The 13,818-nt window shown below is 58.6% G+C and carries 8 protein-coding genes; 3 read left to right on the top strand and 5 right to left on the bottom strand.

Annotated elements, in window-relative coordinates:
• Genes ACFQY0_RS11235 through ACFQY0_RS11255 form a run of 5 tightly spaced genes read right to left on the bottom strand, consistent with a single transcriptional unit; the run spans nucleotide 1 to nucleotide 8,296 of the window.
• Complete coding sequence (locus tag ACFQY0_RS11235) at nucleotides 1-1,488, bottom strand: sulfatase-like hydrolase/transferase (RefSeq protein ID WP_379712348.1); 1,488 nt, start codon at nucleotides 1,486-1,488, stop codon at nucleotides 1-3.
• A 32-nt stretch (nucleotides 1,489-1,520) separates the two neighbouring features.
• On the bottom strand, nucleotides 1,521-2,984 hold the full coding sequence (locus tag ACFQY0_RS11240) for a glycosyl hydrolase family 95 catalytic domain-containing protein (protein WP_379712350.1): 1,464 nt from the start codon (nucleotides 2,982-2,984) through the stop codon (nucleotides 1,521-1,523).
• A gap of 6 nt (nucleotides 2,985-2,990) precedes the next feature.
• Nucleotides 2,991-3,914, bottom strand: a complete 924-nt coding sequence (locus ACFQY0_RS11245) for a hypothetical protein (protein ID WP_379712352.1) — start codon at nucleotides 3,912-3,914, stop codon at nucleotides 2,991-2,993.
• 18 nt (nucleotides 3,915-3,932) lie between these two features.
• Nucleotides 3,933-5,303, bottom strand: a complete 1,371-nt coding sequence (locus ACFQY0_RS11250) for a sulfatase family protein (protein ID WP_379712354.1) — start codon at nucleotides 5,301-5,303, stop codon at nucleotides 3,933-3,935.
• Nucleotides 5,300-8,296, bottom strand: coding sequence for a LamG domain-containing protein (locus tag ACFQY0_RS11255; protein ID WP_379712356.1), 2,997 nt, complete (start codon nucleotides 8,294-8,296; stop codon nucleotides 5,300-5,302). The genes ACFQY0_RS11250 and ACFQY0_RS11255 overlap by 4 nt, the downstream gene beginning before the upstream one ends.
• Nucleotides 8,297-8,800: 504 nt before the next feature.
• On the opposite strand from ACFQY0_RS11255, the gene ACFQY0_RS11260 reads away from it, so the two are divergent.
• The 3 genes from ACFQY0_RS11260 (at nucleotide 8,801) to ACFQY0_RS11270 (ending at nucleotide 13,814) form a co-directional block, all read left to right on the top strand.
• Entirely contained in the window at nucleotides 8,801-9,565 is a 765-nt protein-coding gene (locus ACFQY0_RS11260) for a PEP-CTERM sorting domain-containing protein (protein WP_379712358.1), read from the top strand.
• A 393-nt stretch (nucleotides 9,566-9,958) separates the two neighbouring features.
• The gene (locus tag ACFQY0_RS11265; protein WP_379712360.1) at nucleotides 9,959-12,538 is read left to right on the top strand and encodes a hypothetical protein; all 2,580 of its coding nucleotides are present in this window, start codon (nucleotides 9,959-9,961) and stop codon (nucleotides 12,536-12,538) included.
• A gap of 403 nt (nucleotides 12,539-12,941) precedes the next feature.
• Complete coding sequence (locus ACFQY0_RS11270; protein WP_379712362.1) at nucleotides 12,942-13,814, top strand: ThuA domain-containing protein; 873 nt, start codon at nucleotides 12,942-12,944, stop codon at nucleotides 13,812-13,814.
• Nucleotides 13,815-13,818: the final 4 nt, after the last annotated feature.

The following is a 13,818-nucleotide window of genomic DNA, read 5'->3' on the forward strand; positions in this document are numbered from 1 at the left end:
TCATTCCTCTGATCCAGCCAGATCCTCGACGAGCTGTTGGCATCGGGCGCGGTGCTGCTTCAGGAGGGATGCGTATTCCGGATGGCCTGCGAGGTTGTTCTTCTCGCCAGGATCTTTCTTCAGGTCGAAGAGCTCTTCATAGATCGGCTGCTCGCCGGAGATCGATGCATCAGGCAGGTACTTCAAGCGGTCCAGATCCTTGCGGAAGTAGCGGATGTATTTGAACTGTCCGCCCCGCACGGCCTCCATTCGAGGGTAGCCCTGGTCGGTGAAGAGGTTCTCGAGGAAGATGTCCTTCCGCCAGTCGGTCGCGCGCCCTTCGATCAACGGTCTCAGGCTTCGTCCCTGATAGGAGGCCGGACGCTCCACACCGCAGAGATCGAGGATCGTCGCGGAGACGTCCTGCCCGACGACCAGTGCTTCGGAACGCTGATCGCGACGGTTCTCGGCGAAGAAAGGCGAGTAGATGATCAAAGGCACGTGAACCGAATCCTCATGGAGAAAGGTTTTTCCACCGAGACCGTGCTCGCCGAGCAGCAGTCCGTTGTCGGAGGTGAAGATGATGATCGTGTTGTCATCCTCGCCGATCTCCGCGAGCAGCTTGCGCAGCTCGCCGATGAATCGATCGATCGCGAAGACCGCCCGGCTCATCTTCAACTTGGTGTCTAACAGGGCATTCCGGTTCTTCGTCCGGTAGTAGCCCATCAGGTCGTCCTCCTTGAAGACTTCTGCGGGAAAGGGGATCTCGACGGGATAGTCATCGGGAAGGGCGATCCTGTCTATCTGGTCGGCGTAGAGTTCGGAGTAGATCTCCGGGTCGTCCGGCCGCGAGCCCATTCCGCCGATGCTAGCGGCGTGCGGCAGGTTGAAGTTGATCCAGGCGCAGAATGGCTTGTCCGGATCGCGGCGCTTCAGGCAGTTCTCGAGCGACTTGTCGGCGTTTTCGAAGAAGTAGTCGGTTTCGCCGGCGAGCTTCAGGTAGGCCTCGGTCGCTTCAAACAGTCCCTCGATCTGCGTCTTGTGCTTCAGGTTCGAGAATACCGGATGCTTGTCGAGATGGAACCCGAGGTGCCCCTCCTTGATGTAGCAGAAGTCGATGTTCTTCTTCAGCGGCGTGTTTGATCGGTCGCCGATCTTGGTGTGGTGCTTGCCGATGAATGCCGTCGAGTAGCCGGCCTTCTTCAGTTTCATCAGAAAGCTGTCTTCGAAGACCTTTTCGGAAATAAAGTGGGTAGAGACGGAGGTGAAGCCGATCCTGTTCTTCCTTTCCCACTGGCCGGTGAGGAAGTTGGCGCGGCTCGGCCCGCAGATTGGGCTGGTGACGAAGGCTTGGGTGAAGAACACGCCTTCATTCGCCAGTCGATCGAGGTTTGGCGTTTGGGTGACGGCATTGCCGGTGAGGCTCAACGAATCATAGCGTTGGTCGTCGGAGAGCACGAAGATGATGTTCGGTCCGCCCGCCGCCGTAAGCCAAGGCGCCAGGAGCATCGTGCCAACCAGGATAGCGAGGGTCGGTAGCCTCATCGATTTGTGGAGCTTCTCTCCTTGTAATAGTGGCGATGGCCGGGAAGACGGAGCGTCTTTTCGCTCAGACCGAAAAGGTGACGGTCGTCATCGTCCACGGGAATGGGTTCGATATGAAAATCGGTTTCCTCGAGAGGCTTTGCGGTGAAGGTGACTTGTTCCCCTTTTCCGATGTCGATTTGGTAGAAGCCCTCGTCATCTCGGAGCACCTTGCCGGGGACCGCCACTTTACCATTGATGAAAACTGTCGGAGTCGGGATGTCGGTTCTAACAACGCAGGGTGAACCGATCAGGCTTTTCACCGTGACGAACTCGGTGAGGCCACCCACTTTTTTGGCGCTAACCAGAAAGGCACCTTGGGTGCGGAATTCGTGGAAAGCGACATCGCCCCAGACCTCAGGCGCGGCCGGGAAGACGCGGATTCTTCCGTCCCAGCTCTGGAGCAGCATGTCGTGGATGCAGGTGGCGAAGGACAGCGGACTTTCGATGACCGGATTTCCCTCGGCATACATCGTGGTCGGCGAGACGCGGTCATGTTGGATCAGGAAATCGAGATAGTGATAGGCTTTCTCCGCATCGCCGAGCGTCGCATACATCGAGGCGGCGCCGGTCGCGGTGTAGCCGGTGACCGGCATCGCGGAGTCCTTCTGCTCGCGCTTGAAAGTGACGTCGAGCCAGTGGTCGAGCGATGTCCTCAAGAGCTTTTTGCCGTCCTCGGTGTCCGGTTTCAGCACGGCGAGCGGATAAAAGGGAAGCAGGTGCGAGTAGTGGCGGTGCGGCTTGTCGAAAGGGATGTCCTTGCCGATGCGCAGACCGTTTTCATCGATCTGAAAGTCGACGAGCCGATCGAGCATGTCCTTCCATTCGGCCGTCAACGGGTCCTGCAGATCATGCTCCTTGTTGATGTCTAACAAGGTCTGCAGGCTCCAGCGCATCAGGCCGATGGTGAAGTTGATGTCCTGTCCGCGTCCGCCCGGATACTCGGGCGACCAGCTGTTCTTGATGTGGATCGTTCCGTCGTCGGACTTTACCGGATTGTCCTTCAGGTAGTTCCGGTAGCTATTCACCACGCCGCGCAGCTTGGGAAAGAGCCCGTCGCGCATTCGCTCGTGATCTCCGGCAAATTCGCAGTGCAGCCAGTAGTCGTGGAGGATCCAGCAGAGCATGTCCGGGACGCTTCCGCCCTGATGCGCGACCAGATCCTGTGGAAAGAGGGTCGCGAGTCCGGCACTGTCGTTCCAATGGTCGGGGACGTTCTTGAAGAGCTGCGCCTCGTGCTTGTCGAACCAGTTCGGCAGGGACGAACCGACGTCGAGGCGGTTGGCGGTGAGGTGGGTCCAGTACTGGAGTTCGACATTCAGGTCGCCCCAGACCATCGGCCAGAAGGTCTTGTGGTACCACGGGCCCATCAGGTCCATCACCGGGCCATTGCTGCGGGTGGCGGAGGCGAACTTGTACATCTGGATCTAGTAAAAGGCTTCCTTCTCCGGATCGTTGAGGGTCAGGAAACTCAGCGGATAGTAGTCGTGCCACCATTTCCGATGGGTGTCGAAAAAGGAACCTTCGGCGAGCATCGTTTGGGCCTGCTTCAGGTTGGCCTTCGCCTTTTCTCGACTGTCGCGTTCAGGAAAGCTGTGATGGACGCTTGCCGTTAGAGTCTGCCGACCATCCGGCTCACCGCGGACTTCCCAGCCGGTGGTCGTCTCGCCGCGATGCTGATGGAGTGGCTGGTGGCAGAACTTCGTGCCGTCCTCGTCGCTCAAGCTTGGTTCGGGTGGAAGCGGGTAGGGGGCTTCGCGCATGGCGTCCCATGAACCTCCCTTCGGTCCGCCGCCGGCGTCGAGCGTTGTCTTCACCGGCGCGATCGGCGTTTCGGGATGCCAACTGATGCTGATCGATTCTCCCTCGGAGGCTTTTGTTTCGAAGTAAATCACATCGTGCAGGGCATGGCTCAGGCCGCGGACACGGTAGGATCCTTCGCTGGTCGTGATCTCGCCGCTGAGCTCCGCATTCCACAGGCTGAGGCGCAGATCGGCCGACTTGATTTCGCCCTTCGATTCCAGATTGAATCGACCGAGCGGCAGCCGGCTGCGGTAGATCCACAGCAGCTCCTTTCCTTCATGCGGAAGACGATGGTCGTAGTAGTCGTGTCGTCCGGCGTGGATCGAAATGATGTTCTTCGCGGCGCCCTGCGCCTGATAGAAAAGAAAGCCGACCTGACCGTTTCCGGTGTAGGGAGCGACTTCCCAACGGTTGGGAACCCGATCCCAGAGCATGTCCTGACGTCCGAGGAAGGACTCGTAGTCGATCGCGTCTCCAGGCTCTGAAGCGAGGCCGAGCCCAGCGATGACACCGACCAGAAGGGTGGGGAGGAAGGCTTTCAATTTCACGGCTGTTCTCGGGATGCTTTATCTCGATCGCTCCGATGAGAAGCAGCTTGAGTCGGCTTCCTTCGGGAGTGTCTCCTTCCAGGCGGCGAGCTTCTTGTTCAGCCCGGCGAGGACTTCTGCTTGCTCTTTGGCGAGGTCGTTCTTTTCGAAAGGATCGGCGGCGAGGTCGTAGAGCTCCTGGTGGCTGCCGTCCTGGTTGCTGAGGAGTTTCCAGTGCTGATCGACGATGGCGAAGGAGACCCAGTGGTAGGAATCGGGTTTGTTCGGGTCGCCTGAGCCATTCATGCGCCAGAAAAGCGGCTTCTGGCGAATGGCTTCGGGCTTGCCTGTTAGGACCGTTAGCTGATTGACGCCGTCGGGTGTGTAGTCATCGGGGAGTTCGGCTCCGGCGACTTCACAAAAGGTCGGCAGCAGATCGACGGCGGAAATCAGTGAATCCGCATCGACTTTTCCGGCGGCGATCTTTCCGGGCCAGCGGGCGATGAAAGGCACGCCGATGCCGCCTTCGAAGAGCGCGGCCTTGAAGCCTTTGCGACCACCGGTGATGCCTCTTGAGGCGGCGTTACCGTAGCCGGCGCCGGTGGCGGTGTCGTAGCTGAGATTGAGCTCGGCATTCTCCCGGGCTCGGGCGGGGCCGTTGTCGGAGCTGAAGATGACGAGGGTGTTGTCGGTGAGCTTCAGGCGATCGAGCGCGTCGAGCACCTCGCCGATGCGCTCGTCGGCATGGGAAAGCGTGGCGGCGTAGATGTTGTCCTTTTCCTCCAGATCGGGGAAGCGCCAGCGGTACTTCGGCAAGACGTGGAAGGGGGTGTGGGGTTCGTGGATCCACAGGTTGACGAAGAAGGGCTTGTTCTCACTCTGGCTCTTCTCGATGAAGGAGATCGTGCGCTGGGCGTCGTCGAGCCACGGCATCTGCTCGCCGGCGCAGTTGAAGGCACCGTACTCGTCATAGCCGTATTCGCTCGGAAGCGGCGAATCGGGAATCATGTCGTTGGCGAGATGCCATTTGCCGAAATGGGCGGTCGCGTAGCCGCTTTGCTGGAGAAGGCGGGGGAGTAGCGGGGCCTTCGGACTCAGCCAATCGGGCATGCCGCGCTTCTCGTTGCTCGGCACCCAGGCGAAGTGGCCGTCGATGGCGTAGCGCGCGGGAAAGTGTCCGGTCATCACCGCCGTGCGGCTCGGCGAGCACACGCCGCTGGCCACGGTGAAGCGATGGAAGTCGGTGCCTTCGGCGGCAAGCCGGTCGATGTTCGGAGTCTTCACATAAGGGTGGCCGTGGCAGCTCAGGTCGCCCCAACCCCAATCGTCGGCGAAAATGAAAAGAATGTTGGGTTTGCTTTCGGCGCAGGCCAGTGCGCTGCTCAGCAAGAGGATGAGGAGTGATTTCATTCGGGTTTGAATTGGATGTGTTGAGTCGTTTTTGCGCTGGCGGGGAGGTTGTAGGTCCGGCTCCAGCTTCGGGTTTTCGTATCGAAGTCGCATTGCCAGAAATCATGCCCGTGCACGCTCTGGTCGAGGGCTTTGCCATCGACGAGCAAGCGTCCGGTATCCGACGAGGAAAGACCGGTGAAGGTCACGGGCACGTAGCCGATGCCACCGGATAGCGTGAACTCGGCCTGATTTCCTTCGGTGGCGATACGCAGGTCCGGGTGGATGTGTTTCAGGCTTCCGGTCTTCATGACGAGATGGCGGTTGTTGCCTTTCGCTTCGCGGGAAATCATCTTCCAGGTATTGGCACCACTCTCCAATGCGGATTTGAGAGACTTACTAGGCCCGTAGTATTCGGCGGCGGACTCCGGCATGACGATGTGTTCGAAGACCGCCTCGACGTAGTCGCCCGGTTCCAGACGGGTCACTCCCGGGGGAGGGACGATGTTGATGTTCGAACTCTCGCCCCGCCCCCGGGCCAGTCCTCTTTCGATGATCCAGGGAGCGGTTTCCTTGCCGCCGAGCCTGGCTTTCCATGAACGGATGACAATGCCTCGATTTGCGCCTTCGTCGTGCTTCGTTTCCAAGGAGCCGTCGCGCTCGTGGAGCGAGATCCACGGGGTCTCTCCGGGGCAAACCATGGGCTCTCCACGATCCTTGCCGTCGCCCCATTGGGTGTCCCATTCCTTGATCAGCCCGTCTTCGTTGCCGAGCGCCATCTTGCGTTCGCGGGTGAAGTTGTAGGTGTCGGCCCCGACCTGGAAGACGACGAAGCGTGAGAAATCGGCCGCTTTCTGAACATCGAGACGGACCTTATAGATGCCGCGCACGATGTCGTCGGTGCGGGCGAGGCTGACCGTGCTGGCGTGGGTGATGCCCTGGCCGATGCGGCCGGCGTAGGTGACTTCAGAAAGGCAGGGTCCCTGGCGGAGGATGGTCGTCTTCATCGCGGAGTGGGCGATCCGTTCGCCCTCCGGATCAAAGAAGCGAAAGAAGTCGCCGCCGCCCATGTTGCCGGTCCACTTCCACTTCGCGGATTCTTGATTGCCGCGCACCATCGCCGGGCGGACGTCGGTGATGGTGCAGTTCGCCTGGCCCTGCTCGGGTTCGTAGCAGATGCTCTCGCCCCACGATCCGAGCGCGCTCTGGTGCCAGAGCTGGTTGTTTCCCCAGCCGATCAGGCTGAGCTGGGCATGCGAGGCCGCCGGCACGCCGCCCCAGTGGCCGTAGCAGAGGGTGAGTTCGAGTTCGGTGGTGCTTTTCGGAGGGAGCCGCAATTGGGTGATGCCGTGAAACCAGGCGCCGGCATAGACGCCGCCTTTGGGGTCGTTGTGCCAGTTTTTGCTGAGCTGCACCGGCACGCCGATCGGATTTCCCTCGGGATCGCGGAGCATCGCGGAGATGCCGGTGATCGCGGTGCCGATGCGCTGCTGGAATCCTCCGCGGTCTTTTTCGAACATCAGTCGCGCGGTCTCCTCATGGTCTTCCGGATTTGAAAGCTTCAGTTTGATGCGCTCGATCGCATCATTGCTAGGGCCTTCGACGCCCGGTGGAGCGATCGGCTGGATGCGCTCGAGGCGCAGCCGGTGCCATCCGATGGCGTGATCGTACTCGACCTCGATGGCTTTTCCACTGGCCATTTCGCTGGCCTCGACGCGGAGCGGATGAGTCGGTTCCTGCTCTTCGAAAGTCGTTGGGTCGAAGGCCAGCGCGACCTGCTCCCAATCGCCCTGGCTTTTCAAATCCCGACGGTCCTTCAAAGTCAGCGAACCCTTCGCGGTGCTGAGTTGCATCTGCATCGCCACCTCGTTCCAGGTTTCGCGAGGGAGTTGATCCAAAGCCTGGCCATCGGCCTGGAATGTCCATTCGGTGATCTTCGGGCGCGGGGTGCCGGGTCGTTGGTAGCTCTGCCTGATCTCCTGAGGGCTGATCGCCCGCTCGTGCATCCGGATTTCATCGACCACGCCGCGGAAGTGATAGCCATCGCCGTGATTGTCCTCGCGGCGACCGATGACGAGCGCGTGCTTGCCGGGTTTGCGCTTGAGGCCGACCTTCGTGGAGCCGGCCTCCCGGCCATTGAGGAAAAGCCGCAGCGTGTCGCCGTCGTAGCTCATTGCGAGGTGATTCCAGGCGTCCAGCTCGAGTCCGCGGCCACCCTCCGGTCTGACGGAGAACTGCCCCTCGCGTCCGCCTCCGATATTGAGGCGCGCCTGCGGCATGCCGCGTTGAATGATGATCCCATAGTTGCCGTCGGACGATTCGTTGCGGTTCTTGCAGGCCAGCCAGGGCGAGTCGTGTTTCGAGCCGCTGTAGTCGGCGGGCACGAAGGCCCAGAGCTCGAGGGTGAAGGTTTCGGGATCGATCGAGGGGCTGTGGGGGATCTCGAAAGAGTTTTCGCCATCCAGTCCGAATCCGCCGCCGACCTTGCCGAACGACGCATCTCCCGCGACGATTTTCTGGAGCCCCGGCCGTGCTGTTAGAATCAGCCCGAGTCGGTCGGGCCACGCCGCCGTCTCGAAGCGCGTCTCGGCATTGAGCCTCTCTCCATCGTCACTGGTGAATGTGAGATCGGTGATGTCGCCTCGTTGGAAATAGCGTCCGGCCTCGACCAGCCGGGGTCCGGTGAAGCGGCTCCACTTGCCACCTTCGCGGCAGTGGTAGGTCTTGCCGTTCGCGGAAATGCTGAGCTTGAGTTCGGCGGGAGATGGGTCACCCCAATCGAGTTGGTGGCTCAGGCCGAATCCCTGATAGTCGCTGCCTTTCGCGACCGGTCCGAGCTGGGTGATCTGCATCGTCTCGGTGTTCATCGCCATCGCGTAGTGACCGGTCTGGATGCAGCGCACCCATGGCGCGCCTTCGACCACGCCGGGGAAACCCTCCGCCCACCACATCGAAGTGTAGTCCTCACTGCGCGGCATCAGGATTTCCGCTGCCGGGGCCTGCGTGGAGATCATGAGCCCCAGTAGTGCCGCCGCCGGCTTCCTCGCTCCTGATATTTTCATATGATCGATCATCGGGTTTTCAGGGAAGAAGTTTTTGGAGCATTGCCGTGTCCTCAAGGAGAGCGAGCATTTCGTTGTCTTCCCGCCGTGGGGGGATCCATGGAGTAATTCGTCCAAATGTAAGAAAGTGCGGACGCAGCTGGGCAAATGGGAAGTCCATCATATGTAATTTCGGCAGATCGAGGTGATAGGGAGTCGGGAGTGGTCGTCCAGCTTGGACGGGGGATCAATCAACAAATATCCCAATTTTGAGGGATGTTTCACGATTCGATTCCAATTGCCGGTTCCGAATGCGGTTGACGTCATTCATCGGCGACAAGCACGGAATTCTGTCTGCCATCCTAAGAAAGTGCGATGGACCACCGAGCTGGATTCGGGCTATAACCGTTAAATGGGGTTGGGTAGGCCGCCCCGATGTATTGACCGTGACCCATGAAAAACCCTAGAAATTACACCATGGCAACGCTTTTGCTTGCCGCGAACTTCGCGATTGGAGCGACCGTTGAATTTAGTTGGAGTTCGGCAGGCTCAGGCTCATACACCACGACCGTTCCGGGCCAGGGCTCCGGATCGGGCGAAATGGTAACTCTGACTGGAGTCATGTCGGCACCGGTAGTTACTAACAACGATCCCGGCCTTGTTCCAGTTGGCTATGACCAGGTTCAGAGTGTGTTTGTAGCTACCGCCAACAATGTAACGGTTGCGTCTCATTTCGGATGGTCCGGGACGACCACGCTCACCGGCATTGATCTTCAGGGAAACAGCTATTCCTTGCTGGTCGATCTGACTTATGAAGTCGGTGATTTTGTATCCTATGGCGTCACGGTGGTCGACGAGTTGGCATTTGATGCCGGGGGGGATGATGTGATCGGGAATGTCCAGTTTGCAATCTGGCCTGGCGACAATGGTGGAGGGAACCGGGTGTCTGGGCAAACCGTAACCTTTCTCAGCGGGGCCGATAGCTTTCAAGTCAGTGGATCGAGAACTTTTGGTGAAACCAACACCGCCAACTCGATCGGCGATGACTTGGGATTCATCATTGGCGCTCGAGATAGTGGTGGGGTGCTCCCCAATGGCACGCTGCTATTCAGCGATACCACCTTTTCGGGAACGCTGAATGAGGATAGCCTCGTCGAATTCTCTCCGGTTCCTGAACCCTCATCGAGCGTCCTCATTGGATTCGGACTCCTGGGGGCTATCGCCCGACGTCGTCGCGCCTAGGTTCGACAGAATTTCAGCAAATCATGATTTGCTCTGGGTTGTTCCCGGGTGGCTCTCGGGCTGCCCGGGAATTTTTTCATGCGGGAACCCCCCGGTGAGCCACGAACGAGCACCTGAGTGGCGATCAGGATTCTCGAGCTGAGGAAGCGCATCTCCTGAAATTGATTGCGCTGATTCACCCTTACATGGGCACTACACGGTCATCCTCATTTCTTACGATTTGGACGGTTTTTCTCGCCTGAACCGGAAATATTGGCACCATCGGGATCCTGGAAATCTCGGCCGCGGTATCAGGGTGAATTGCATGATTTCAGCGGGAGCGAGCAGGTCTTAGACCGATTCTTCACTTGTCATTCAAAGATATAAGAATCCAAGATTCAAAAACCCACCAATATGAAAATATCCATCAAGTTCCTCATTCCTCCATTTTTGGTTGTTTCAGTGGCGAGTTCGAACGCCCAAGCCTTATTCGGAAGCACCGAGATCAGGCAGGACGGCCAAGCGAATGATTCCACGGATGTCTCGGTTTTCGACGGCAAAGCCGGCTGGGAGAGCACGGAACTTGGCGGTGGTGCTGGCGCCTACTATGGCACCTTCGGTGATGGAACGGTTCTCGACTACGCCTTTTACAACAGTGCTGCAATCGATCCTGTAACTCGCGTCGTGACGCCTTATGCCGCTGGAGTTGCTAACATCATCGGAGATGCCTCATCGCCGTTGGCGAATACCAATGGTGCTTCGCGTGGGTGGCTCAGTGTGTGGGAAACGAGCGATCCGGACACGGGGGGGCTTCCCTTCACGACGGTTCCGGATTTTGACGGAGCGACGTCCAGCACCGGTCTTCGAACGGGGTACTTTTCGGGGACGATTGACCTGACGGGATTGACGACAGGCTCGGTCTATTTCCTCTATGGAACCTTCAATGATCCGGCGGAAATCACGGCAACCTTGAGCGGGCCTGGGCAAGTGGACCGCGTGGCGTCCGGAGGTGTGGTTGACCCGACCTTTCTGGGGCAACAAACGGGGGCTGTCGTTACCACGATGCATTTTGATACCGGAAACGGACTCTACAACACCCTTGCCTGGACCCATACGAATGTCGATGCCGACGGATCGCGCGCCTGCTTCTCCGGCATCGTCATTGATTCGGGCCCGATTCCTGATCCGGATACGGATGGCGATGGGCTATTTGATGCCTACGAGGATGCCAACGGGCTCGACAAGTTTGACGACGGGACCTTTGATGAGACCAGTGAGGGAGCGAAAGACGGTCCCTACGGGGCTTTGGGGGACTTTGATTTCGACGGTCTCACCAACCTTCAGGAACACGATGGACTGAATGCCTCGAATGTCAGCCACGGCTACGGTCAAACCCGTGCCGATCTTCAGGATACCGATGGCGACGGCATTTATGACAATCACGAGATTACCGGCTACGAGAACATCGATTTCTCCGAGGAGCCGACCGACCCGACGCACCCAGATTCGGATCGAGACGGTTTGAGCGATCTGGATGAAATCTTCGGATTGCAGAATTACGCTTATAATCAGGAAGCCACCAATCCCAATTCGATCGATACGGATAATGATGGAATGACGGACCCCTATGAGATTGCCAACAACCTTCTGGATGGACTCGATCCGAATACCGACGATTCCCTGGGCGATCTCGATGGTGACGGCACACTTCTCAACATCGATGAGTTCCTCGGCACGACCCTCGGTGCGCAAACCCGCGCCGACAAGCTCGATACCGATGATGATGGTTACGATGATCTGGTGGAGGATCGAGCCGCACAGATCGCGCTGAACGAATCCGCGCAATGGCTTGGGGTGATGTCCACCGGAACGGATCCCTTGAACCCTGACACTGATGGCGACGGGCTCCTTGATGGTGATGAGAACCCTGATTTGGATGGGGGGTATCCGGGCCCCGGATTGCTCCCTACCAACTCGAATCCGCACCTCGCCGATAGTGATGCGGATGGCATGCCGGATGGCTCGGAAATCGATAACGGAACCAACCATGCCCTGGCAGACACGGATGGCGACGGTTATCTGGATCCTGCCGAGGTCTTTATTTTCCGAACCGATGCGACAGTGACCGAGAAAGTTCCGTCAGCGGCGCAGCTTGCGGAACTCCGCGTCAACTTCCAGCCGGGCGATGCTATTCCTCCAGCGACGGCATTGCCGGTCCCGGCGGGCTTCCAGCCTTACGAGGCATTGCACGAGGTGCCGACAAGCTTCGACGATCAGACTTACTCGGCCTTCGGTGGAGTCGACAATATCACGGTGGGGCTTTCTTGGGGCAATGGGCTCGATCCCGTGGGTGCCGGGACCGAGCAGATGTTCGATCGTGCGAACCGCCTCCCGGAGTGGTCGCACTTCCAGCGCGGTTGGGTAGGATCCGACTCCCGATCGCTCAACTCTGAACCGCTGGTAGTGACCGTTTCCGGACTTCCTGCGGGAGATTACCTCTGGACTTCCCACCACGTTGACATGGCTGATCGCTCCGACCCATTCAATGCTTCGGTGACCAGTGCGAATGGAACCTCGGATATTACTTTGGTCTCACCGGTTTCCGGGGTCACCGCGTTTAGCGACATCAGCACTTACCAGCAGGTCTTCACCTCCAATGGCACGGATCCGGTTCAGGTGAGCTTCGATTCTGCCGCGACCTTCTTTTACATGAATGCCTTCCAGATCACGAATACCAATCTGCCACTTCCGGACAATGGAGACTTGAAGGTTACCGACATCGTTATGGAAGCGGGGACCGGCGATCTTCTGATTAGCTTCGCTCCTGGCGGAACAGATTACATTCTGACCTCTTCCGACGATCTCATCAGCGAGTTCACGGAAGAAACCAGCGCCATCTTGGAGAATGGAGATTCGACCTTCCGGGTGCCTGCTGAATCCATCAATCCCCATAGGGATTTCTTCCGCGTCGAGGACGCCCCGGATCAGGAATAGCGTCTTCGTCGTCCCCAGATGTGGACTGAAGTTAGAGACGGGGCATGGAGAAATCCATTAACCATGCCCCGCTCATCGTTACCCACAAATGGTCAGCCTCTGAAGCTGGTCCATGATCCCTCCAGGGCTGCCATCCTACATTACACCAGACGATGACCACCCTATCGGAATTGCATGGTTCGTCTATCATACGAATATATGATGGCCCCTAAGAAGGGTCGCTGCCGGAGTCGACCGGGGAATAGCGACAAGCATTGGGTGTTGCTGTTCTCTGGATTGTGCAAAAGCGAATTCCCCGATTGAGCTGATTTTTCATGATTCATGATGTCATTAATCCAGCCAGGCGGGCGAAAGAAGTCCGATGGGCTGCAGGTAAACGCATGGCTGCCTATTGACCAAACCCATGAAAAAACTCCTGCTGATTCTCGCCGTCTTCGTGCCGGCTCACATTTCTCCCGTCCACGCCGAGGAGGACACCCGTCCCCACGTGGTTTTTGTCGTCGGCCCGCCTCATTATTCCCCGGAACTGACCATGCCCGTCTTTGCCAAAGAGCTGGAGCGCTTGGGTCTGCGCACTACGATTGTGAGCGGCGACGCGCAGTCCGAAAAGAAGACTGAGAACGTTCTTCCCGGCATTAAGGCGCTGGAGGATGCGGATCTCGCGATCTTTTTCATGCGATTCCTGAACCTTCCGGACGCCGAGTGGCAGCCGATCGAAGACTACCTGAAGTCCGGCAAGCCGGTCATCGGTCTGCGCACGGCGAGTCATGCTTTCCGCTATCCCAAAGGTCATCCGCGCGCCCACTGGAACGACGACTTTGGCGCGCGAGCCCTCGGTTCGCCGTACATCGTTCACCAATCGGGGACGACAAAAATCGAGGTGATTGCAGAGCATGCCGACCATCCGATCATGGCGAACGTTGAGGATAAGGAATGGGTGTCGCAAGGGACGCTCTACCTCGCTCATCTCGGAAAAGGGGCGGTGCCGCTGGTGAAAGGCACGGGAAAAGGACGGTCGCGGGTCATGAAGAAAAGCTTCGGCACCTTCGAGGTGAAGGAGACCGAAACCGCGCCGGTGGCATGGGCTTGGGAGAACGAGTGGGGCGGCAAGGTATTCGGCAGCTCCTTCGGCCATCCCGGTGATTTCGGCGAGCCCGCCTTCACCCGCATGCTGGTCAACGCCGTCTTCTGGTCGCTCGACCGACCGGTTCCCCCGGCCGAGGAAAAGATCCGTACCTGGCAGATCGAGCGTGCCGACAAGAAGCCCAAAAAATGAGCGG

Source organism: Haloferula chungangensis, assembly GCF_042664875.1.
Lineage (GTDB): Bacteria > Verrucomicrobiota > Verrucomicrobiia > Verrucomicrobiales > Akkermansiaceae > Haloferula > Haloferula chungangensis.

Bases quoted from the DNA above. Each gene is read 5' to 3' on its own strand.
- ACFQY0_RS11250 (WP_379712354.1), bottom strand. From the start codon at position 5,303: ATGAAATCACTCCTCATCCTCTTGCTGAGCAGCGCACTGGCCTGCGCC.
- ACFQY0_RS11260 (WP_379712358.1), top strand. From the start codon at position 8,801: ATGGCAACGCTTTTGCTTGCCGCGAACTTCGCGATTGGAGCGACCGTT.
- ACFQY0_RS11265 (WP_379712360.1), top strand. From the start codon at position 9,959: ATGAAAATATCCATCAAGTTCCTCATTCCTCCATTTTTGGTTGTTTCA.
- ACFQY0_RS11255 (WP_379712356.1), bottom strand. From the start codon at position 8,296: ATGATCTCCACGCAGGCCCCGGCAGCGGAAATCCTGATGCCGCGCAGT.
- ACFQY0_RS11270 (WP_379712362.1), top strand. From the start codon at position 12,942: ATGAAAAAACTCCTGCTGATTCTCGCCGTCTTCGTGCCGGCTCACATT.
- ACFQY0_RS11235 (WP_379712348.1), bottom strand. From the start codon at position 1,488: ATGCTCCTGGCGCCTTGGCTTACGGCGGCGGGCGGACCGAACATCATC.
- ACFQY0_RS11240 (WP_379712350.1), bottom strand. From the start codon at position 2,984: ATGTACAAGTTCGCCTCCGCCACCCGCAGCAATGGCCCGGTGATGGAC.